This is a genomic window from Acinetobacter lwoffii, from assembly GCF_019048525.1.
Taxonomy (GTDB): domain Bacteria; phylum Pseudomonadota; class Gammaproteobacteria; order Pseudomonadales; family Moraxellaceae; genus Acinetobacter; species Acinetobacter lwoffii_K.
Map to the genome: position 1 here is coordinate 2,645,805 of NZ_CP077369.1, position 21,210 is coordinate 2,667,014.

Genomic DNA, 21,210 nt, shown 5'->3' on the forward strand with positions numbered 1-21,210 from the left:
CGGCAGCGCAAGAGTGATAAACTCAGTGTGTATCTAACTTTTCGAAACCTTTAACCAAGGTATCCAATTCTTTTAGCTGTTCCAGGAAAGGCTCAAGCTGAGACATGCGCAGCGCACATGGACCATCACACTTGGCTTTTTCCGGATCTGGATGTGCTTCCAGGAACAAGCCTGCAAGACCCGTTGCCATACCCGCACGTGCAAGCGTTGTAATTTGCGCACGACGACCACCGGCAGAATCTGCACGGCCGCCTGGGGTTTGTAAGGCATGGGTCACATCAAAGAAAACCGGGACATTCATTTCTTTCATGATGTCGAAGCCCAGCATGTCTACAACCAGATTGTTATAGCCAAATGCCGAACCGCGTTCACAAATGATCAGCTTGTCATTTCCGGCTTCCAGACACTTATGCAAAATATGACGCATTTCGTGTGGAGCCAGGAACTGGGCTTTTTTGATATTGATGATGGCATCCGTTTTTGCCATTGCTTCCACAAGATCCGTCTGACGGCTTAAGAAAGCTGGCAATTGAATAATGTCTGCCACTTCTGCAACAGGAGCCGCTTGGTACGGCTCATGCACATCGGTGATGATCGGTACATTAAAGTGTTTTTTAATGTCAGCTAACCACTCGAGACCTTTTTCCAGGCCAGGCCCACGGAAAGAGTTCAGGCTTGAACGGTTGGCTTTATCAAAGCTGGCTTTGAACACATAAGGAATGCCCAAACGTGTGCAGATATCGACATAAGTCTCTGCGATTTCAAAAGCCAGGTCTTTAGATTCAAGTACATTCATTCCGCCGAATAATACAAATGGCAAATGATTTGCCATTTGTATATCGCCCAAACGTACAATTTCTTGTGGTTTTAATTGCGACATTTAAACTTCCCTAGTTGTGTCCTACGCACCGATTATTTGGTTTTTTGGTACTGCTTTTTCGCAGCATCAATGAAACCGGCAAATAATGGGTGACCATCACGTGGCGAGCTGGTAAATTCCGGGTGGAATTGTACTGCAATAAACCAAGGATGTGCAGGAATTTCAACAGTTTCTACCAGATGCTGTACCGGAGAATAACCAGAAATCTTCATGCCTTTTTCTTCCAGCACTGGGATATAACGGTTGTTCATCTCGTAACGGTGACGGTGACGCTCGATGATTTCTTCAGAACCATAAACTTCTGCAGTTTTAGTCCCTGCAACCAGTTCAGATTTTTGCGCGCCTAAACGCATCGTGCCACCCAGATCAGAATCAGCAGAACGTTGCTGAACTTCACCACGCTCATCTAACCATTCAGTAATTAAACCAATCAATGGAGATTTGGTTGAACGGTTAAATTCAGTCGAGGTCGCGTCTGCAATATCAGCAACATTACGTGCGTATTCGATCACAGCCAACTGCATACCCAAGCAAATACCGAGGAACGGCACACCGTTCTCACGTGCGAATTGAATCGCCTTCATTTTGCCTTCAGTACCGCGCTCACCGAAACCGCCAGGAACCAGAATCGCATCAGCATCTTTCAATACTTCTGCTACATCTTGGCTTTCAAGCTCTTCAGCGTTTACGTAGTCAATCTGAACTTTCACACGGTTTTGAATACCCGCATGTAGAAGTGCTTCGTTGACAGACTTGTATGCATCTGGAAGTTCAACGTATTTACCGACCATTGCAACACGTACGGTGTATTCAGGGTTCAGCAGTGCTTCTACAACGTTATCCCAATCTGTTAAGTCAGCTTCAGGAAGATCGTTATAACCAAAACGTTCACAGATTAAATCGTCAACATTTTGTTCGTAGAATGTACGTGGAATCTGGTAGATCGAACGTGCATCTTTACATACCACAACGGCACGTGCTTCAACGTTAGTAAATAATGCAATCTTACGCGTCGTATCTGCATCTACATCGTATTCTGTACGGCAGATGAGAATGTCTGGCTGAATACCAATCGACAGGAGTTCTTTAACAGAGTGCTGTGTTGGTTTGGTTTTTAATTCTGCTGCAGACTTAATGTATGGGAGTAACGTTAAGTGCATTAACATGGTACGTTTATGACCAAGCTCTACCATCAACTGACGTACAGATTCCATGAATGGGAGAGATTCAATGTCACCTACAGTACCGCCGATCTCTACGATCGCAACGTCATAACCTTCGCCTGCACGAAGTACACGCTCTTTGATATTGTCAGTAATGTGTGGAATAACTTGCACAGTACCACCCAGGTAGTCGCCACGGCGTTCTTTATTTAGAACATCCTGGTAAACACGGCCTGATGTGAAGTTATTCAATTTGGTCATTTTCGCACGACGCAAGAAACGTTCGTAGTAACCCAAGTCTAAGTCTGTTTCAGCACCATCTTCTGTAACAAAAACTTCACCATGCTGGAATGGGCTCATTGTCCCTGGATCGACATTAATGTATGGATCCATTTTTACCATGGTCACTTTTAAACCACGAGCTTCTAAAAGTGCAGCAACAGAAGCAGCTGAAATACCTTTACCTAGTGATGAAACTACACCACCAGTAACGAAAATAAAATGGGTCATTGGGTTTCTCGTACAATCGAGCCTAAATCGGCCTGCAATGTTGCGCAATTTTACTTTACCTTGTACCTAGAAAGCAAAGTCAATCCGCATCAATTCAAAGAACAATAAACAATTGACTATTCTAACAGCAATTCCTATAAAAAATTACAGTAAGTTCATATGATTTCTATCTTGCATTTTGCTGCTATAATAGTGTATCCCCTCCACACTTTTATGTTTGATGCAATGATGATGAAGAAACTTTTAATCTCCACCCTAATCCTGACTGGCCTGACATTAACTGCGTGTGTAAAAAAAGAAGCACCAAAAGAAGAAGAGCAAGTAGAAGTTACTCCAGCATCTGAAATCTCGACTCCAGAACCAACGCAATTTGAACCGCTTGAACCTGTAGAGCCAGCGGCAATTGAAGAGGAAGTAGCGCCAACGGTTGAAATTCAACGTGAGCAAACTGAAAACACCACGACTGAAATCCGTCGTGAAATCAAAAAACCAGAAACTACTGAGCCGGCACCAGTGCCTGAAACCCGCGAAGAACCTGCGTCAAAGCCTGCTGAGACCACACCTAAAACCAATTCAAATCCAGAAAACAAGTCTGAGGATGATGCGGTTGCTGACGCGATTGCCGCAGCGATGCCAGCACTTGACTAATTACAGGATCATTCATCAAAAAACCCAGCAGATGCTGGGTTTTTTATTAGAACTTTTTAAGCAGATACTGTTGCCGGTGCACGAGATAAGTGAATCAAATAGTCTGCCATTAGTCGGGTAGCCCAAGATTCGGTTTGCATCAAGCCCTGATAAAAGCCGCAATGACTGCCTTTTTTGGTGGTAATCACCATAATATTAGACATCGCCCGAATTTTTTCTTTATAAGGTTCTAAATTTCGGATGTGACACACCGGATCATCCTCCGCATTTAGAATCATCAGCGGAATTTTGATACTTTCAAACACATAAATCGGATTGGTTGCCTGGGTATAACTGGCATAATCCGTAAATCCAGCCAGTTCAAAATAGAGTTTTTCAAATTCGGACAGATCTTTAACGTCTAATAACTGTTTCCAGCTTGGGCAGACCTGCCAGGTTTCTTGATAAGGATGAATAAAGCGCTTAATCAGTTTTTTGGCCATGACTTTACTGTAAAACGGATGCACATTGGCAAAACCGGTTTCAGTGTTATAGCCAGGACATAAAGCAAAAGCTGCTTTGAGTGGGGTTTGTTCACCCTCTTCACCCAGATAACGCACCAACAATCCCGTACCCGCAGAAGAGCCAACTCCATAGAGATCGGACTGAGGAAATCTGTCCTGTATATACAAGAGTTGTTCACGCAGATCCTGAGTTGAACCAAACAGGTTCATTTTAGGCACAGGCATGGGTAAGTCTGCATGACCACGGCGTAAACACAATGCCACACGCCAACCGGTATGTTTATGCAGATCGCGAACCAGTTCACGCATCGATTCAGGAGAACCGGTAATAGTATGGAGTAAGACAATGGTTGGCGTACTTGCCGGAAGATCCAGCCCATACCAGGCAATACCGGTAATTCCGCCATCTGACATTTTCAGCTGTTCAAGCGCATCGTATTTCAGCTTAATGGTACGTTTTTTAATTAAATCAAAATACAGAATATGTGCGTGTGCATTGGCTAACCACGGCGTAGGACGATATTTTTGTTGCAGCTGCGGTAAGCGCTCAATGAGTCCTGAAAATACACCATTCGGATGGTAATACAGGGTCGGTTCGTCTGCTCCGCTGAAACGATCCAGATATTCACTGGAAAGCTGACCCAATTTTTTAAGCAACATTTTCATCTGTCATCCCCCTCTAGTTGTACTAGCTGTGATTTACAAATTTCATGCCGACTTGAATCAATAGTTAGAATTAAGTTTTAGCTTGGAATGATTGCATCCGCTGGCCCATCTGTACAGCCAAGGCTTCAAGTCCGGACTTAGGTCGGATCATGACTTCAAAATCAATCATCTGACCCTTTTCATTAAACTGAATCATGTCAACTCCCTTTAGTTTTTTATCGCCCACATTGGCAGAAAACTCAAGTACGACATTGTTACCATCTTCACTTATAAATTCACGGTGATAAGTGAAGTTTTCAAAGACTTGAATGACATTGGTCAAAATAAAAAATACCATCTGTTTTCCAGGATAAGGCTGAAACGCTACGGGTGAACGAAATACCACTTCTTCAGCAAGTAGTTCATTCAAGATCGACATATCACGGGTTTCTAGCATTTCATGCCAGCGTACAATGGATTTTCTGGTATTTTCGATGGTCATTTTGGATTCCTTCTTTTTTGATATTTTTTAATAAAAGCTTAAATACTTCTTTCTTTTAATTGAAAGAATTCCCCCTTTTATTAAAGGTGAGAAGTACTGCTTCGCAAGGGGGGATTCTTTCTTACAAATCCTCTCCCTAACCCTCTCCTTTAATAAAGGAGAGGGGAAAAAGCAGGTTTTAATATTTTCAGATCACCGCCGCCAATTCAGCACCCTGACGGATTGCACGCTTGGCATCCAGCTCACCCGCTTCTTTCGCTCCACCAATCAGATGCACATTTTTCCCGGCTGCTTTTAGCTCATCAAACATGGCGGTATAAGATTCCTGACCGGCACAAATGATCACGTGATCGACTTCCAGCACTGCAGGTTTGTCATTCACGACGATATGTAAGCCCTGATCATCAATTTTTTCATAATTGGCGCCCGCAATCATTTTTACGTCACGGTGTTTTAAACCGGTACGATGAATCCAGCCTGTGGTTTTACCCAGACTCGCGCCGACTGAAGCGGCTTTACGTTGCAATAAATAAATTTCACGTTGCGGTTTTTCTACATTTGCGGCTTTTAAGCCACCGACATTTTCATAGTCAGTATCAATACCCCATTCATCATAGAATTTTTCCGGATTGATACTGCCACTTTCCCCTTCATGGCTCAGGAATTCGGCTGTATCAAAACCAATACCGCCTGCACCAATAATGGCAACTCGCTGCCCCACTGGCTTACGCTCTTTCAGAACATCCAGATAAGACAGTACTTTTGCATGATCAATGCCCGGAATCTCAAGCTGACGCGGTGTCACGCCTGTTGCCACCACAATGTCATCAAAGTTTGACTGAGCCAGTTCTTCCAGACTCGCCTTATGGTTCAGCTGCAATTTAATACGTGGCTGTAATTCAATCTGGCGTTTGAAATAACGCAAGGTTTCATAAAACTCTTCCTTGCCTGGAATGGTCTTGGCAATATTAAACTGCCCACCAATCTGAGCAGCGGCTTCAAATACCGTCACCTGATGACCGCGATTTGCCGCATATACAGCAAAACTTAAACCTGCAGGACCTGCACCAATCACGGCAATATTTTTTGCTACATTGGTTTCTTTAAAAATGAGCTCTGTTTCATAGCAGGCACGTGGATTGACCAGACAGGTGGCAATTTTCATTGAGAAAATATGATCCAGACAGGCCTGATTACAACCGATACAGGTATTGATCTCATCGCTACGACCCTGCTCCGCTTTCAGGACAAACTCAGAGTCTGCCAACATTGGGCGGGCCATGGAAATCATATCAGCATCACCAGACGCCAATACATATTCAGCCATTTCCGGAGTATTGATACGGTTTGAAGTGATTAAAGGGATCTTCACCTGACCTTTCAGCTTACGCGTCACCCAGGTGAAGGCTGCACGAGGCACTTTAGTGGCAATCGTCGGAATACGCGCTTCATGCCAGCCAATGCCGGTATTGATAATGGTGGCACCAGCTTTTTCAATTTCTTTGGCCAACTGGATGACTTCTTCCAGAGTTGAACCGCCTTCGACCAGATCCAGCATAGATAGGCGATAAATAATGATAAAGTTCTCACCGACCATTTCACGTGTACGGCGTACGATTTCAATCGGGAAACGGATGCGGTTTGCATAGCTTCCACCCCACTCATCATCACGATGGTTGGTACGTGCTGCAATAAATTCGTTAATCAGATAGCCTTCCGAGCCCATGATTTCTACACCGTCATAACCGGCGTATTGAGCCAGCTTGGCACAATTGGCAAAATCATCAATGGTTTGCTGCACCTCAGCCGAAGTTAAAGCATGCGGTTTGACTGGATTGATCGGTGCCTGAATTGGGGATGGCGCGACATTTTCAGCCTGATAAGAATAACGTCCGGTATGCAGAATCTGCATGGCAATTTTCCCGCCCGCTTCATGTACGGCCTGGGTAATCACCTTATGCTTTTCAGCTTCTTCAATGGTGTCAAGTTTGGAACCGCCATGAAACGTTACGCCATGATCATTTGGTGAAATCCCGCCGGTGACGATTAAAGCGACTCCACCTTTGGCGCGCTCTGCATAAAAAGCTGCCATCCGATCATATCCGCCGGGTGCTTCTTCAAGACCAACGTGCATGGAACCCATTAATACGCGGTTTTTAAGTGTGGTAAAACCCAAGTTCAATGGGGCAAGTAAATTCGGATATTTAGACATTTCAACTCCTGAGCATGCGTTTAGGCTGGCTATTGTTTTAGCAACTGGCAGTTTGATCCCTCAATCTTTCCAGTTTAATGCAACTTGTTGCACTAATTTATATGCCAGAATTGATTATTATGCAACATGTTGCATAATAATCCCGAGTCACTTTTTTGAGACGTTTATGTCTTTAGCGCATGTTTTATTGACCAGCCTGATTGAAAAACCTAGCACCGGAATCGAACTGGCTCGCCGTTTTGACCGTTCCATGGGCTTCTTCTGGAATGCCACTCATCAGCAGATTTATCGCGAGCTGAATGCCATGCTGCAAAAAGGCTGGATTTCGACGATAGAAGAGGAAGACTCGAATAGCCGCAAAAAGACTTATCAGGTAGAACGTCTGGGCCGCGAAGAACTGGCCAACTGGATGTTGCAACAGAGCCCACCAGCACAATTACGTGAAGAGCTGATGGTACGTTTACGTGCCGAAGCCCAACTTGGTGGCAATAACACTTTGGCAGAGCTGGAACGCCATCTGGAACTGCATAAAGAGAAATTGAAAACCTATCAGCAGATTTTTGCCAAGGACTTTGCTCAAGCGGACGAAACTGACCGTACCTTATATATTCATAAAATGATTCTGCAACTGGGAATTGATCAGGAACTGGGTTGGATTTCCTGGCTGGAACAGGTTATTCCGCGACTGCAACAATTTGACGCACAACAATTATAAATACGGAGACACACATGCCCTTTTATCGCATGCCCGATGGTGAACAGCTGTTTGTACGCGAATATGGTCGGGGACAGCCGGTACTGGTACTCTCTGGACTTGGCATGCTGAGCTGGCAATGGAAAGCTTTTCTCTATCCGCATCAGAAAAATTTCTGTTTCATTATTCCAGAATGGCGCGGCTTTGGGGCTTCCAGTCGCTGTAAAATTCCGCAAGATCTCGATGCAATTTCCAGTCACTGGCTGGATGTGCGTTCAGTTCTGACCCAGCTAGAATTAGATCAAGTCATCGTCATTGCCTATTCCATGGGTGCAACCACCGCAATGCACGGCATGCATTATGACAACTTTGCCAGTCAGATTTCTGCTTATTTGCACATTGATCAGACTCCCAAAATTCCGGTCGATGATGCCTGGGATTTTGGTCTTTTTGGTCCACGTTATCAGGAATTTATCGACATCCTGCAGCAGCTCTCTGTCCTACTTACGCAATATCAGCAAGTTGAATTGATCCGTGATCTTGACGTTTCTGTCCGTAAACAAATTGCCGCCCTATGGCTAAAGTTTATTCAGCTACAAAATCAACAAAAATATAGTCTGAAAGCTTTCGAATTCATTTTGAATCAACCTCGCCTGCAAAGTCTGTTAATGCCTTCCAGCCGGGTGGATTATATGGCGTGGTATATCAACAATTATTTATACCATCGTGAGGATTACCGAGAGGCATTGGCCCAGCTCAGCTGTTCGGTGACTTTCTTTAGCGGCGTACAATCCAAGTTGTATCCTTTTGAAGGTCAGCGCCTGATTGCAGAAAGCCTGCCTCAGGCCAAACAGATACTTTTCAGCAAATCCGGCCATACACCTTTACTGACTGAACCGCTAAAATTTGCCCGAGAACTTGGCATCTTTTTAAATGAAAATTCACAATCTAGCACTTCAGCTGCCTAAAGATTCAGGAGATAGAACAATGAAAAAGTTGGTGGCTTTTTCCGGTGCAGGCATGAGCGCCGAAAGTGGCATTCATACTTTTCGCGACAGTGATGGACTTTGGGAACAATACCGGATTGAAGAGGTCGCGACACCTGAAGCTTGGGCCAAAAATCCAGAACTGGTGCAACGCTTTTATAATGCCCGCCGTAAAAACATTCTGGAAGCACAGCCGAATGCCGCACATCAATTAATTGCCGATCTTGAAAATGAGTTTGATGTGCATGTAATCACCCAGAATATTGATGACTTGCATGAACGTGCCGGCAGCTCCAAGGTGATCCATTTACATGGCAATATTCGCCTGGCCAAAAGCTCAGGCCCCGATGCACAAAGCACAACCGAGTTTTATCCAATTGAAGGCTCTGAATTAGATTTAAATCAACACTTTTGTAAGGCAGGCTATCCGCTGCGTCCTCATGTGGTCTGGTTTGGCGAAGCCGTACCCGCGTATGAAGAAGCTCAAGACTGTGTACAGGATGCCGATATTTTCGTGGTGATTGGCACCAGCCTTCAAGTTTATCCAGTTGCCGGGTTAATTCATGAGATTCCTGCGAAATGTCCGGCCTATTACATCGACCCGAAAGCCGAGCAGCAGCATTTGCCTGCACAGTTTTACAAAATCCCCCAAAACGCGACCGATGGCATGCAAACACTGCTAGGTTTACTGAAATCCGGGAATTAAATTTTTTTTATATGCTGCATTCTCTGATTGACAGTATGCAACAATCAATTTTTAATCAGCTTATCGTTGCAAGAATGGAATTAAACCATGCTGTCTGATCTGGATGACTTTTACTGTTTCGCTCAGGTGGTGGAACATGGCGGCTTTAGTGCAGCCGAACGTGCGACCGATATTCCCAAATCCAAACTCAGCCGTCGGGTGTTTAATCTGGAAGAGCGTCTGGGTGTACGTCTGATTCAGCGCAGTTCTCGTCATTTTGCCGTCACCGATATCGGCATGAATATTTACCGGCATGCCCAAGTTATGCTGAGTGCTGCACAGGCGGCGCATGATCTGGTGGACCACCTGAGTACCGAACCGCGCGGAACTATTAAAGTCAGCTTGCCCGTCTCTATTGCCCAAAACGAACTGGCAAAAATTCTGCCGGATTTTTTGAAAAAATATCCTGAAATTAAAGTCCAGATGATGATCACCAATCGACGGGTCGATATTATCAATGAAGGCTTTGATCTGGCCTTACGTGTCCGTTCCAGCCTGGATGATGACCCGAATCTGGTGATCCGCCAGTTTGAAAAAATTGAGCAGCATCTATTTGCCAGTCAAGGTTATTTAAATGAATTTGGTGAACTGAAAAACCCTGAGCAACTGGCTGAACATAAAATTCTGAGTATGGCTGAAGATCATACCGAACAGTTTCTGACCCTACAAAATGAACAGCAGGAACAGAAAAAAATCCGTGTCAGTCCCACAGTTATGGGGTCTGATTTAAATATGCTGGCACAACTGGCCGCCTCAGGCTCAGGCGTCACTTTGCTGCCAGATAATGTGGTCGAGCAGTACGTGGCAAGTGGTGAACTGGTTCGAGTGCTTCCTGACTGGAAAGCACCGCATGGTATTTTCCATGTGGTTTATCCTTCACGTCGCGGCTTATTGCCCGCAGTCCGGGTCTTTATTGATTATTTGGTTGCTGAATTAAATCGGCGCTAAGTGAAGTACTTTTGAGAAAAACTGGACAAAAAAATAGCTCATTCTTGGGGAAAAATGAGCTAGAGAAACTTTCACTACAGCATAGTGAGCGAAAAAAAGGGAACCTATGTATCTGACTCTTAGTTTAATCAGATATAAAATCCTAAACCACTGTTTAATGTAGTTTTTTGTATGTTTTCGTCAGCAAGAACGAGTGAGTTGTAATTTATGTAAGTGGATTATCTGAATAAAGATCATTCAATCAATATTTTAAATTTCCGAATACTCACCTGTACCTTCAGGCCAAGGCGACAAGACTTCAAACCCGGTTTCAGTCACATAGACCATATGTTCCCATTGCGCAGACCAGGATTTATCCGTGGTGACCACAGTCCAGCCATCTTTCAGCTCTTTGACGCGAGCTTTACCCATATTCACCATTGGCTCAATGGTGAACACCATACCCGGAACCAGTTTAATGCCCTGTCCTGGCTGTCCGTAATGCAGAATGTTTGGCTGTTCGTGATAGACCTTGCCGATGCCATGACCGCAATATTCGCGCACGATGGAATAGCCTTCACGCTGTGCGACCGTTTGAATCGCATAACCAATATCACCCAGGGTCGCGCCCGGCTTCACTGCATGAATCCCGGCTACCATAGCTTCATAGGTGGTATTGACCAGTCGCTTGGCTTCTGGAGATGGAGTTCCGACATAGTACATCCGGCTGGTATCACCGAAATAACCGTCTTTAATAATGGCAACATCAATATTGATAATATCGCCATCCTGAAGAACGAGTTTCGATGATGGAATGCCGTGACAAACCACTTCATTCGGTGAAATACAGGTGGTTTTAGTATAGCCATAATAGCCAATATTGGCTGGCGTCACCTTTAATGTATTTACAATAAAATCATGACAGAGATCATCCAGATATTCAGTCGTGACACCTGGCTTGACATGCTCCCCGATCATCGCTAAAACCTCTGCAGCCAAACGCCCAGATATCCGCAATTTTTCAACATCTTGCTCAGTTTTAAGACTAATCGCTGTAGCTCGCATATACCCATCCTCACTATGAATCCCTGAATTATAATCCCTTTTTTGCGAAATATGTCGCAGTTGTTGAGTTTCGGCACAGCAATTTTCCTTGAAATAGGACTTTTCACTGCTGCTTATTTGTACAAACAATAACTGACATATTTTGATATCAAGTGCAGATATTTTTTGAGCTTGTAAGGAAAAATATATTTTTCAGCGAATTATCAAACATATATTTCTACCAAGATTTGAATGACCGGTTATGTGATCCGCAAACTCACTAGAATCAAGGCTTCCAGCCTTAAAATAAACTCCAAAAAATTGGACATATACACTAAAATCGCTTTCTTTTGTTCTATTGATCTCCCTTTATGACAAGTCTGCGTACCCGGGATATTGTCGCCCTAGGTTTTATGACCTTTGCATTGTTTATTGGTGCGGGCAACATTATCTTCCCACCGATTGTGGCTCAACAAGCCGGTGAACACGTATGGCTCGCTGCTTTAGGTTTCCTTATTACAGCAGTCGGCTTACCCGTGATTACCATTATTGCGTTGTCTCGCGTTGAAGGTTCCATTCAGGCACTAAGCTCGCCTCTTGGCAAAGCAGCCAGCATCTTGCTGACTGTAATCTGTTACTTAGCTGTTGGCCCTTTATTTGCGACGCCGCGTACCGCAACCGTTTCTTATGAAATCGGTTTTTCATCTTACTTTGGCAATGAATCTGGCAGCCTGCTCATTTACAGCATCATCTATTTTGCTGTGGTGACCATCGTATCTTTATATCCAAACAAGATTCTGGATACCGTCGGCTATTTCCTGTCACCACTTAAAATTATTTCTTTGATAATTTTGGGTGTAGCAGCCGTGATGATCCCTGCCAGCAATCCGCCTGCAGCGATCGATAATTACGTTACCAGTCCAGTGACTGAAGGCTTCGTAAATGGTTATTTAACCATGGATACTTTGGGCGCTTTAGTTTTCGGTATTGTGATTGTTAAAGCCATTACTTCACGTGGTGTAACCGATAAAAAACTGATTACCAAATATGCAGTGAATGCCGGCATTATTTCTGGTATTGGTTTAACTCTGGTGTATTTAAGTCTGTTTAAACTTGGACTAGGTAGCCATGAGATTGCACCAAATGCAGCCAATGGTGCCATTATCCTGCATGCATATGTACAACATGCTTTTGGCGATATGGGTGCTTACTTCCTGTCCGGCATGATTTTTATTGCCTGTATGGTCACTGCAATTGGTCTGACCTGTGCCTGCGCTGAGTATTTTTCCAGCTTGACCAAAATTCCGTACAAGATCTTTGTATTTATTCTGGTGGGCTTCTCACTGGTGATTTCAAATCTGGGTTTAACCAAACTGATTGCTGTTTCGGTTCCAGTCTTGAGCGCGATTTATCCGCCTGCGATTAGCGTCATTATGCTGAGCTTCTGTGCAAGCTTCTTCAAGAAACCATCTCATGTGATTGCGCCAGTGACCCTGGTAGCCTTGATCTTTGGTATTTTTGACGGATTAAAAGTTGCTGGTTTTGAATTGCCTGCATTACTGCAAAACTTACCTCTATCAGAACAGAATCTGGCCTGGTTTATTCCATCCATGATTGTATTGCTGATTACAGCTGTGATTGACCGTATTAGAAACTAAAATTTCTAGGATGTCTGAAAAATCGTATTTTTACCCAAAATCCGGTTTGAGCGTGATCAATAATTGTCAGGTTTTACCCAAACGGACATTTATTGTTTCTTAATAATGACATCAAATCACCGCTGTAAATCTTGATACTAAGATTTTCTATAAAAATCGTTTCTATAAATAGGATCGCGCTTTAATTATTTTATTTTTATATAAATATAAACAGAACTTTTGATTTTCTGATGTTAGATACTTATTGTTGCCAACTTAAACCAAGTTCCCTTCCGAGTCATACGCAGACTTACAAAGTATTGATTAACCCTACATATCTTTGGCGTAAAATTTGCATTTTCTATCTGGTCGCATTAATTAAATGATGACTACATCTTATTTCCAAAATTAACTGGAGGTGAAATCTGAAAATATAATTCTTGCCTAATCAAGTGATTATGTGGTTATACGACTAAAGATGGCCATTTTGACTGTAAAAGCCTGCCACAGCAGTTGCAAAGGTCCAAATTAAACAGTACAACTATATATTCAATTCTGACTGATTAAATCTGCTTTAATCTTCAATAACATAAATAAATGGGAGGGATGGAGATGTTATCATTACATTTCAACAAGCAAGTCTTCATTGACGCTCTTAAAGCCAACAACACCAATCTGGTGACATTTATATGCACCACTTTTGCACTCATGCTGACTTTAACCGTCCATTGCTTAATTCAAGGTAATTTAAAACTTGAATACTTTGGCTATGCACTGATTGTCTCAGCTGCATTTTTCCTATGGGCTGCCATAGACCAGAAATACCGATAAACAAATTTTAAATTAGCCCAGATGGATGATTTGGCCAATCATCCATCTGGTGAAAAAAGTGTTTTAACTTTCCAACATTCCAGTATCCTTTCAGAATAACTATAAAAATAAGATTAAAATAATCCGATAAATGCTCCATAGAGCAAAATCCCTGTCCCGCCTAATTCTGCGACAATTAAACCCAGCATGGCGAAAGTCATCAAACTTCCTGGCAAATAAAACTTACCCAGCTGATGCGGCTGTTTAAACTGATTCGTCGTGTCTTGCAGAAAACCATGTAGCATATAAACGGCAATCGAGAAGCTAAAAAACAGAATATTGACTAGTACGCAAATCAGATTCACCATACTCGGCAACACTGAACAATAGGCCAGCATTGCCAAAATTAAGGTCGCGGGCGCATAAAGTAGGCTGCTACGATGGGCAATATCGACATAATAATGTGCACGTGACTGAGACGATTGACGAATCTGCCAATATTTCCAGACACCAGTAAACATCCCGATCCACAAGAAGATTCCACTAAAAATAATGCCGATTTTAACGGCCAGCTCAAGTTCCATTAGCTGCATAAGATCATTCCATGTTTATTATTTGACTGACTTTAAAGTCATGTTTTCCCCGAGCTACCCTGCTAAAAATCTATACAGTAAAAGCTTCATCAGGATTCTAAAAAATATAGTGTAACCTATGTCTGAATTTGAAACATTGACTCTCCAGTGCCAAGATGGCTATCGCTTAAGTGCACGTTTTTATGCAGCTATTTCTGAAACTGACAAACTTCCAGTATTAGTCTGTCCGGCAACTGGCATTACTAAACAGTTTTATCATCAGTTTTGTGTGTGGTTACAAGCTCAAGGCTATGCCGTTATGGTCTTTGATTTCCGGGGGATTGGTGATTCACTACATGGCCCGTTGAAAAATTCAAAAGCCAGTATTGTGCAATGGGGTCAACTGGATATACCGGCCGCGATTGATGCTTTATTAACGCGTACCAATGCAAGAAAAGTGATACTACTTGGACATAGTGCCGGTGGTCAGCTTTTAGGTATTGTGCCAAATTACGATAAAGTCGCAAAAGTGGTGGCCGTCTCTGGCTCTACTGGACATGTGAAAGGACTCAAAGGTAAAACCAAGTTACTTGCGCCAGTGATGTTTAATGTTATTTTCCCACTGGCACGCATCACTAAAGGCTATGGCCCGACTCAAGCGATTGGTATGGGTGAAAACCTGCCGAAAGATGTAGCTCGCGAATGGGCGCAGTTCTGTAGTAAACCGGGTTATGTAATCAACGCGATTGGTAAAAATATTGCACCATCCCATGATTATCATGCTCAAGTCACCTGCCCGATTACCTCAATCTGGTCATCGGATGATGAAATTGCCACGGAAGCCAACGTGAAAGATTTACTGCGTTTATATCCAAACGCAAAAACCCAGATAATTGAACTTAGACCTAAAAGTTATGCCTATAAAACCATTGGTCATATGCTGATGTTTAAAAAGTCGCATCAGAATTTATGGCCGGTGATTGAACAGCAATTGGCTGTTTAAATCAGATTTAGATGGTTATTTGCGGGCTGCTGTGTTCTAATACACGCAGTTTGAGATGAGCCTCTTACAGTATATGGGCTTGACCTATATACGACTAGCCCCTAACCATGGGGCTTTTTATTGTCTGAATATTTTAAAACAGATATAAAAATGGACTGACGATAATGCCAACCCATGTCTTTCTTTATCGAATTAAATATTATTTTGACTCAATGTCATACACCCAATTTCGGGCTTGTTTCTCAGTCGTGGTTTCACAAACATAATAGTCATGATCCCAAGCATCTGGATGGAAGATTTCACGTTTGTGATAAGTCACTTGTTTGGCATTTTCGACACAAGTAAAATTTTCACCTTGGTCTTTGACCTGCGTTCCGTTGAGGAAACCACCAATACAGAGGAATCGGGATTGTTTGGGCATTTTACGTCAACTTTCAATAATTTTTAATGTTTGAATTAAATAATATATTTAATAAATATGTAATTTACAGAAGTTTTTTAATATATGACTATCTGAAAAATGATATTACTTTACATTCTTCATAAAACCACATTTGTACTACCAGCATATTATTAAAAGTGTCTTGATAAAATGCATATTGGAAAATCTCAGGATTATCGCCCTTTCTTTTAATATTCTTAAATTTATTAGAATAATAATCCTCCATTTGACTTTGTTGTTCTATCCAATTTTTATCAAGGATTGGTGAGAATAGAGGAGTTGAGTGTATTGACCCCTTATATTTCTTTCCAAATTCATAATAATAAAGTCCTAGAGCACAACATTTTAAAACTTCTTTTAATCTATCTCTATCTATTGTTAACTCTAAAGCCTCAAAAATATCTTCTGACTCTGGATCTTTTATTTTTACTGTTCTAGCTGTCGATAGTAATTTTTCTTTTAGTTTAGAAATTCGATCCTTTCTGGTCCAAGAACGCATTACCTTACTTTCAAAATTTAAAAGTCCATATTTACCCGTTTGAATCGTCATTGACAAAACATTAAACAGATATTCATCATCACCTGACTTCTTACAATTATGATCCACGCATGAAGGTACCTTGATTAGGGCTTTCCTTAAATCTAGGCTAATATCTTTTAAGTCCTTCTTTTCTGGAAATAAGCATTTTGGTGGCACGTGTTCTTTTGTTGTCGCCAAATTATCACACATATAGCAAGTCTGATTATTCATATAAAAAAAATAAGGGCTGATTACTCAGCCCTTATCTTATACCGCTTATTGCCTAATTAACAAAGCAAATCATAGATTTGCTCTTGCGCTAGGGAAAAGCCTTTCGGCTTTTCTTGATCCTAGCTCATTAAGTTAACTGAGCAGCAGCAATTTTCTTAGTATCAACGTCTTTAGCAGCGTCAGTATATTCGCTCATCTTGTCGAAGCTTAAGTATTGATAGATGTCAGCTGACATGCTGTCAATTTGAGCTGCGTACTGTTGATATTCTTCTGGAGAAGGTAATTTACCCAATACAGCAGCAACAGAAGCAAGTTCAGCAGAAGCCAAGTAAACGTTAGCACCTTGACCTAGACGGTTCGGGAAGTTACGAGTAGAAGTTGATACACAAGTTGTGTTCGGAGCTACACGTGCTTGGTTACCCATACATAATGAACAACCTGGCATTTCAGTACGCGCGCCAGCTTTACCATAAATGTTATAGAAACCTTCTTCCATCAACTGATGTTCGTCCATACGCGTAGGTGGAGCAATCCACAAACGAGTTGACAATGCACCACCTGGAACTTTCTCTAACAATTTACCAGTCGCACGGAAGTGACCGATGTTAGTCATACAAGAACCAACGAATACTTCGTCAATTTTCGCGCCTTGAACATCAGAAAGAAGTTTTGCATCATCTGGATCGTTCGGGCAGCAAAGAATAGGTTCTTTGATATCTGCAAGATCGATTTCATACACTTTGGTGTATTCAGCATCAGCATCTGCTTTGATCAGGCTTGGGTTAGCCAACCATTTTTCCATGTTCTCAACACGACGAGCCATCGTACGCGCATCGCCATAACCTTCAGAAATCATCCACTTCAACATAGTGATGTTTGAACGAAGGTATTCAGCAACTTTCTCTTCAGAAAGCGTGATAGAACAACCAGCAGCTGAACGTTCAGCAGAAGCATCAGAAAGTTCGAATGCTTGCTCAACAGTCAGGTCAGTTTCCATTTCTGTTAAGTCGATCTCAAGGATACGACCAGAGAAGATGTTTTTCTTACCTTTCTTCTCTACAGTTAAGTCACCTTCCTTAATTGCGTAGTAAGGAATTGCATGTACAAGGTCACGTAGCGTGATACCAGGCTGCATTTTACCCTTGAACTTCACAAGTACAGATTCAGGCATATCTAGTGGCATAACACCAGTTGCTGCAGCGAACGCTACAAGGCCAGAACCCGCCGGGAATGAAATACCGATTGGGAAACGTGTATGCGAGTCACCACCAGTACCAACGGTATCCGGAAGAAGCATACGGTTTAACCAAGAGTGAATAATACCGTCACCTGGGCGTAAAGACACACCACCACGGTTCATGATGAAATCAGGAAGCGAGTGTTGCATTTGAACGTCAACTGGTTTTGGATAAGCAGCTGTATGACAGAAAGATTGCATAACAAGGTCAGCAGAGAAACCTAGGCAAGCCAAGTCTTTCAATTCGTCACGAGTCATTGGACCTGTTGTATCTTGCGAACCAACAGTAGTCATCTTAGGTTCACAGTAAGTACCTGGAAGTACACCTTGACCTTCAGGAAGACCACAAGCGCGACCAACCATCTTCTGAGCTTGAGTGAAACCTTTACCAGTTGCAGCAGGCTGAACCGGAGTACGGAACATTGTAGATACTGGAAGACCTAAAGCTTCACGAGCCTTAGTCGTCAAACCACGACCTACGATCAGGTTAATACGACCACCAGCACGAACTTCGTCAAGAAGTACTGGAGTTTTAAGTTCAGCTTCAGCGATTTGCGCGCCGTCTTTGAACGCAGTTACTTTAGCAGCAGCGTGATCGATCTTAAGAACGATTTCGTCGCCCATGTTCATGTTGGCAACATCGATCTCGATCGGTAATGCACCCGCATCTTCCATGGTGTTGAAGAAAATCGGAGCGATTTTAGAACCTAGGCAGTAACCACCGTCTTTTTTGTTCGGGATGTGCGGGATGTCGTCACCGAAGAACCAAAGAACCGAGTTAGTTGCAGATTTACGAGATGAACCTGTACCAACAACGTCACCCACGTAAGCAACCTGGTTGCCTTTCGCGATCAGTTCTTTAATCTGGTTAAGTGGACCCACTTCACCAGGAACTTCTGGATTGATTCCGTCACGTACGTTTTTCAACATTGCATTTGCGTGCAATGGAATGTCTGGACGGCTCCAAGCGTCTTGTGCAGGTGACAAGTCGTCAGTGTTGGTTTCGCCAGTTACTTTGAAAACAGTCAGTTTGATTTCTTCAGGAACGTCTTTACGGCTAGTGAACCATTCAGCGTCAGCCCAAGACTGCATAACTGCTTGAGCATTTGCGTTACCAGCTTTTGCTTTATCAGCAACGTCATGGAATGCATCAAATACAAGAAGCGTTTTTTTCAATGCTTCAGCTGCAAGTTCAGCAAGCTCAGCATTGTCTAAAAGTTCAACTAAAGGCGCTACGTTGTAACCACCAAGCATAGTACCTAGTAAATAAACAGCACGTTCTTTAGAAACGAGTGGAGAGGTTGCTTCGCCTTTTGCCAATGCAGCTAAGAACGCAGCTTTTACATATGCAGCTTGGTCAACACCTGCTGGTACACGGTTTTCAAGCAAATCTACCAAGTATGCTTCTTCACCAGCTGGCGGGTTTTTTAGTAGTTCAACTAATGCAGCTGTTTGGGCATCGTCAAGTGGCTTCGGTGGGACTCCGAGTGCGGCACGTTCTTCAACGTGTTGGCGGTAAGCTTCTAGCACAGTGTTATTCCTCTTTTTTAAAAAATTACTTATGAATTCCTGCTTATTCCAAGCTTCATAAATAATATGGACTCCAAAATTTTACTAAATTTCCAGTTAAAAGTTAATGCAACTCAAGTGTTTCTTCGTGATGCTCGTTATTTTATAACTAAATGATGCTCTTAATGATTATTCCATAATCAGTTCCAGCTTACACCACACGAAACAAGCCCATGAATAGGCCCTTTTAACTGAATTTAATGCATAAAAAAAGGCAACCCTGATGTTGCCTGATTTGACGTTAAAAAGATACTCCACCTTAGTGTACAGTGGTCGAGTTTAAATACTGCTGATATGAGTCTCGGCAGCCTTGGAATTTCACCACGCATTCATCTTCATAGGTGCTACTGTGATTATTGCTGGCAAAGGAAATATCAATCTGATAAAGCTTTTTATCTTGTTCTAGCATGTTCTTTAAAACGACTTTGTCACCGACGCTGAGTACATAGCGACTGCCGCCAATAATGACCACACCTTCTTCATCTTCCAACAGCAGATCAGAATGATGCAAATATCTTACGACTTCCATATTGTGCTACTCCTCGGTTAATTGGAGTTAAATTCATTATTCAATATAAAGATAAGTATTTCTATATTTTAGATTTAGAAATTGTCACAAAGTGTACATTTTGCTTAGGCTATTTTTATTATTTAGTCTTTTGAAGATGCTTATATTTAAATACGTTTAATGGGAAATATGGGTTGGATAATTTTATCTAAATATAAAAAAACCGTTCCTTAGAACGGTTTGTAATCTGGTAATTCGTCATGCGGTGTCGCAATACACTTTGCAGTAAATTCAGCGCGGACTTTTTCACGTGCTGCTTTTACATCTCCCTTAATCTCGTCGGCTGGAATCGCATAGACTTCATCAATAATATTCAGGATAAAACCTTTGGTGGTTTCATCATCGATCTTGTTGGCATGCTCGATTGCTTTTTCTTTCTCAATCGCATTCTGACGATCCAGCATAATGGTACGCGCCGCATTACCGACGCTTCGACAATAACCTTGCCACTGCTCTTCAGGGGTTAAGGGTTTCTTCTCGGCACAACCGGCCAGCGCCAGCATAAACGATAAAGCCAATAACTTTTTCATGAATTTCTCCTTCCGAGGGGCAATATAAAAGATCGGGGAAGATTTGTCATTTCAAAATGCGAGTTGTATGGAATTAAAAAAGCCCACTCATGGGCTTTTTCATTTTGTGTAATTAACCACATGAAGCCTGGATAATCTTTTTGCTTGTAGGATCCACCGTTACAGTCACTCGTTCTTCACGATAATCCATCGTCACCGCTTGACCCGGCTCAACCATACGTACAATTTGTGCCTTGGTTTTCTGCTTGATTTGCGCTTCAGTCAAATTGGACTGACCCACCAATGCCGCTGCCTGATCAGCAATACATTTAGGTTGATTCATGTGCAGTAATTCCCACTCCTCGACCACCTGACCATTCTTTAAATGGCAATATCCGACCTGACCATTGCTTTCAGTACGAATCTCAAGCTTGCCACCCTGATTGACACAATAAGCGCTTGCAGGATTCGCTGAACCTATTTTAGGAGCTTCCGTCTCAGATTGCGGCGTGGTGGTACATGCGCTTAGAGCGAGAGCCAACAAACCGAACAGCATTGTTTTTTTCATGAGAGCCTATTCTTCTTCAATAATTCTTCACCAATTTAGCATATTTCCTTGTCCTTGCCAGAGACAAGTCTGTGTACATTTTTAA

Annotated in this window: 21 protein-coding genes; 8 read left to right on the forward strand and 13 right to left on the reverse strand. The window is 42.5% G+C overall.

The window, feature by feature from the left end; genetic code table 11:
• Positions 1-22: 22 nt before the first annotated feature.
• Positions 23-880: a 3-deoxy-8-phosphooctulonate synthase gene (kdsA, locus tag I6L24_RS12410; RefSeq protein WP_216986108.1), complete on the reverse strand. Its 858-nt coding sequence runs from the start codon at positions 878-880 to the stop codon at positions 23-25.
• Positions 881-912: 32 nt separating this feature from the next.
• Positions 913-2,553, reverse strand: coding sequence for a CTP synthase (locus I6L24_RS12415; protein ID WP_004645272.1), 1,641 nt, complete (start codon positions 2,551-2,553; stop codon positions 913-915).
• A gap of 225 nt (positions 2,554-2,778) precedes the next feature.
• Between I6L24_RS12415 and I6L24_RS12420 the strand changes: the two genes are divergently transcribed.
• Positions 2,779-3,201 carry a hypothetical protein gene (locus I6L24_RS12420; RefSeq protein ID WP_373683213.1) on the forward strand — a complete coding sequence of 141 codons (423 nt, stop codon included), beginning with the start codon at positions 2,779-2,781 and terminating at the stop codon, positions 3,199-3,201.
• A gap of 56 nt (positions 3,202-3,257) precedes the next feature.
• Here the strand turns inward: I6L24_RS12420 and I6L24_RS12425 are convergent, their stop codons facing one another.
• From I6L24_RS12425 to I6L24_RS12435, 3 genes are all read right to left on the reverse strand, one after another.
• Positions 3,258-4,370 (reverse strand): YheT family hydrolase, encoded by a 1,113-nt coding sequence (locus I6L24_RS12425; protein WP_216986109.1) that lies wholly within the window; start codon positions 4,368-4,370, stop codon positions 3,258-3,260.
• Positions 4,371-4,440: 70 nt separating this feature from the next.
• Positions 4,441-4,851 (reverse strand): nuclear transport factor 2 family protein, encoded by a 411-nt coding sequence (locus I6L24_RS12430; protein WP_216986110.1) that lies wholly within the window; start codon positions 4,849-4,851, stop codon positions 4,441-4,443.
• Between the two features lie 187 nt (positions 4,852-5,038).
• Positions 5,039-7,063, reverse strand: coding sequence for an NADPH-dependent 2,4-dienoyl-CoA reductase (locus tag I6L24_RS12435; protein ID WP_216986111.1), 2,025 nt, complete (start codon positions 7,061-7,063; stop codon positions 5,039-5,041).
• Between the two features lie 166 nt (positions 7,064-7,229).
• Between I6L24_RS12435 and I6L24_RS12440 the strand changes: the two genes are divergently transcribed.
• The 4 genes from I6L24_RS12440 (at position 7,230) to I6L24_RS12455 (ending at position 10,436) form a co-directional block, all read left to right on the forward strand.
• Positions 7,230-7,778 (forward strand): PadR family transcriptional regulator, encoded by a 549-nt coding sequence (locus tag I6L24_RS12440; protein ID WP_004645277.1) that lies wholly within the window; start codon positions 7,230-7,232, stop codon positions 7,776-7,778.
• A gap of 14 nt (positions 7,779-7,792) precedes the next feature.
• Positions 7,793-8,725, forward strand: coding sequence for an alpha/beta fold hydrolase (locus I6L24_RS12445; RefSeq protein WP_216986112.1), 933 nt, complete (start codon positions 7,793-7,795; stop codon positions 8,723-8,725).
• A gap of 19 nt (positions 8,726-8,744) precedes the next feature.
• On the forward strand, positions 8,745-9,449 hold the full coding sequence (locus tag I6L24_RS12450) for an SIR2 family NAD-dependent protein deacylase (RefSeq protein WP_148334892.1): 705 nt from the start codon (positions 8,745-8,747) through the stop codon (positions 9,447-9,449).
• 87 nt (positions 9,450-9,536) lie between these two features.
• A complete protein-coding gene (locus tag I6L24_RS12455; protein ID WP_004645280.1) occupies positions 9,537-10,436 on the forward strand; it encodes a LysR substrate-binding domain-containing protein in 900 nt (299 codons plus the stop codon).
• A 249-nt stretch (positions 10,437-10,685) separates the two neighbouring features.
• On the opposite strand, the gene map is transcribed toward I6L24_RS12455, so the two are convergent.
• Positions 10,686-11,480 (reverse strand): type I methionyl aminopeptidase, encoded by a 795-nt coding sequence (gene map, locus I6L24_RS12460; RefSeq protein WP_216986113.1) that lies wholly within the window; start codon positions 11,478-11,480, stop codon positions 10,686-10,688.
• A gap of 350 nt (positions 11,481-11,830) precedes the next feature.
• Here map and brnQ point away from each other — a divergent pair, with 350 nt between their 5' ends.
• On the forward strand, positions 11,831-13,117 hold the full coding sequence (gene brnQ, locus I6L24_RS12465) for a branched-chain amino acid transport system II carrier protein (protein ID WP_191112122.1): 1,287 nt from the start codon (positions 11,831-11,833) through the stop codon (positions 13,115-13,117).
• A gap of 591 nt (positions 13,118-13,708) precedes the next feature.
• Positions 13,709-13,927: a hypothetical protein gene (locus I6L24_RS12470; protein ID WP_004645284.1), complete on the forward strand. Its 219-nt coding sequence runs from the start codon at positions 13,709-13,711 to the stop codon at positions 13,925-13,927.
• 113 nt (positions 13,928-14,040) lie between these two features.
• Here the strand turns inward: I6L24_RS12470 and I6L24_RS12475 are convergent, their stop codons facing one another.
• Positions 14,041-14,499 carry a hypothetical protein gene (locus tag I6L24_RS12475; protein WP_216986114.1) on the reverse strand — a complete coding sequence of 153 codons (459 nt, stop codon included), beginning with the start codon at positions 14,497-14,499 and terminating at the stop codon, positions 14,041-14,043.
• Positions 14,500-14,617: 118 nt separating this feature from the next.
• Between I6L24_RS12475 and I6L24_RS12480 the strand changes: the two genes are divergently transcribed.
• The gene (locus I6L24_RS12480; protein WP_004278741.1) at positions 14,618-15,481 is read left to right on the forward strand and encodes an alpha/beta hydrolase family protein; all 864 of its coding nucleotides are present in this window, start codon (positions 14,618-14,620) and stop codon (positions 15,479-15,481) included.
• Between the two features lie 199 nt (positions 15,482-15,680).
• Here the strand turns inward: I6L24_RS12480 and I6L24_RS12485 are convergent, their stop codons facing one another.
• The 6 genes from I6L24_RS12485 to I6L24_RS12510 form a co-directional block, all read right to left on the reverse strand.
• Positions 15,681-15,902 carry a hypothetical protein gene (locus I6L24_RS12485; RefSeq protein WP_180037344.1) on the reverse strand — a complete coding sequence of 74 codons (222 nt, stop codon included), beginning with the start codon at positions 15,900-15,902 and terminating at the stop codon, positions 15,681-15,683.
• A gap of 88 nt (positions 15,903-15,990) precedes the next feature.
• On the reverse strand, positions 15,991-16,641 hold the full coding sequence (locus I6L24_RS12490) for a hypothetical protein (protein WP_228128805.1): 651 nt from the start codon (positions 16,639-16,641) through the stop codon (positions 15,991-15,993).
• A 160-nt stretch (positions 16,642-16,801) separates the two neighbouring features.
• Positions 16,802-19,441 carry a bifunctional aconitate hydratase 2/2-methylisocitrate dehydratase gene (locus I6L24_RS12495; RefSeq protein WP_005252103.1) on the reverse strand — a complete coding sequence of 880 codons (2,640 nt, stop codon included), beginning with the start codon at positions 19,439-19,441 and terminating at the stop codon, positions 16,802-16,804.
• 298 nt (positions 19,442-19,739) lie between these two features.
• On the reverse strand, positions 19,740-20,009 hold the full coding sequence (locus I6L24_RS12500) for a hypothetical protein (RefSeq protein ID WP_216986115.1): 270 nt from the start codon (positions 20,007-20,009) through the stop codon (positions 19,740-19,742).
• 209 nt (positions 20,010-20,218) lie between these two features.
• Complete coding sequence (locus I6L24_RS12505) at positions 20,219-20,578, reverse strand: hypothetical protein (protein WP_216986116.1); 360 nt, start codon at positions 20,576-20,578, stop codon at positions 20,219-20,221.
• A gap of 112 nt (positions 20,579-20,690) precedes the next feature.
• Positions 20,691-21,125 carry an I78 family peptidase inhibitor gene (locus tag I6L24_RS12510; RefSeq protein WP_004278749.1) on the reverse strand — a complete coding sequence of 145 codons (435 nt, stop codon included), beginning with the start codon at positions 21,123-21,125 and terminating at the stop codon, positions 20,691-20,693.
• Positions 21,126-21,210: the final 85 nt, after the last annotated feature.

Bases quoted from the DNA above. Each gene is read 5' to 3' on its own strand.
- kdsA (WP_216986108.1), bottom strand. From the start codon at position 880: ATGTCGCAATTAAAACCACAAGAAATTGTACGTTTGGGCGATATACAA.
- I6L24_RS12415 (WP_004645272.1), bottom strand. From the start codon at position 2,553: ATGACCCATTTTATTTTCGTTACTGGTGGTGTAGTTTCATCACTAGGT.
- I6L24_RS12420 (WP_373683213.1), top strand. From the start codon at position 2,779: ATGATGATGAAGAAACTTTTAATCTCCACCCTAATCCTGACTGGCCTG.
- I6L24_RS12425 (WP_216986109.1), bottom strand. From the start codon at position 4,370: ATGAAAATGTTGCTTAAAAAATTGGGTCAGCTTTCCAGTGAATATCTG.
- I6L24_RS12430 (WP_216986110.1), bottom strand. From the start codon at position 4,851: ATGACCATCGAAAATACCAGAAAATCCATTGTACGCTGGCATGAAATG.
- I6L24_RS12435 (WP_216986111.1), bottom strand. From the start codon at position 7,063: ATGTCTAAATATCCGAATTTACTTGCCCCATTGAACTTGGGTTTTACC.
- I6L24_RS12440 (WP_004645277.1), top strand. From the start codon at position 7,230: ATGTCTTTAGCGCATGTTTTATTGACCAGCCTGATTGAAAAACCTAGC.
- I6L24_RS12445 (WP_216986112.1), top strand. From the start codon at position 7,793: ATGCCCTTTTATCGCATGCCCGATGGTGAACAGCTGTTTGTACGCGAA.
- I6L24_RS12450 (WP_148334892.1), top strand. From the start codon at position 8,745: ATGAAAAAGTTGGTGGCTTTTTCCGGTGCAGGCATGAGCGCCGAAAGT.
- I6L24_RS12455 (WP_004645280.1), top strand. From the start codon at position 9,537: ATGCTGTCTGATCTGGATGACTTTTACTGTTTCGCTCAGGTGGTGGAA.
- map (WP_216986113.1), bottom strand. From the start codon at position 11,480: ATGCGAGCTACAGCGATTAGTCTTAAAACTGAGCAAGATGTTGAAAAA.
- brnQ (WP_191112122.1), top strand. From the start codon at position 11,831: ATGACAAGTCTGCGTACCCGGGATATTGTCGCCCTAGGTTTTATGACC.
- I6L24_RS12470 (WP_004645284.1), top strand. From the start codon at position 13,709: ATGTTATCATTACATTTCAACAAGCAAGTCTTCATTGACGCTCTTAAA.
- I6L24_RS12475 (WP_216986114.1), bottom strand. From the start codon at position 14,499: ATGCAGCTAATGGAACTTGAGCTGGCCGTTAAAATCGGCATTATTTTT.
- I6L24_RS12480 (WP_004278741.1), top strand. From the start codon at position 14,618: ATGTCTGAATTTGAAACATTGACTCTCCAGTGCCAAGATGGCTATCGC.
- I6L24_RS12485 (WP_180037344.1), bottom strand. From the start codon at position 15,902: ATGCCCAAACAATCCCGATTCCTCTGTATTGGTGGTTTCCTCAACGGA.
- I6L24_RS12500 (WP_216986115.1), bottom strand. From the start codon at position 20,009: ATGGAAGTCGTAAGATATTTGCATCATTCTGATCTGCTGTTGGAAGAT.
- I6L24_RS12505 (WP_216986116.1), bottom strand. From the start codon at position 20,578: ATGAAAAAGTTATTGGCTTTATCGTTTATGCTGGCGCTGGCCGGTTGT.
- I6L24_RS12510 (WP_004278749.1), bottom strand. From the start codon at position 21,125: ATGAAAAAAACAATGCTGTTCGGTTTGTTGGCTCTCGCTCTAAGCGCA.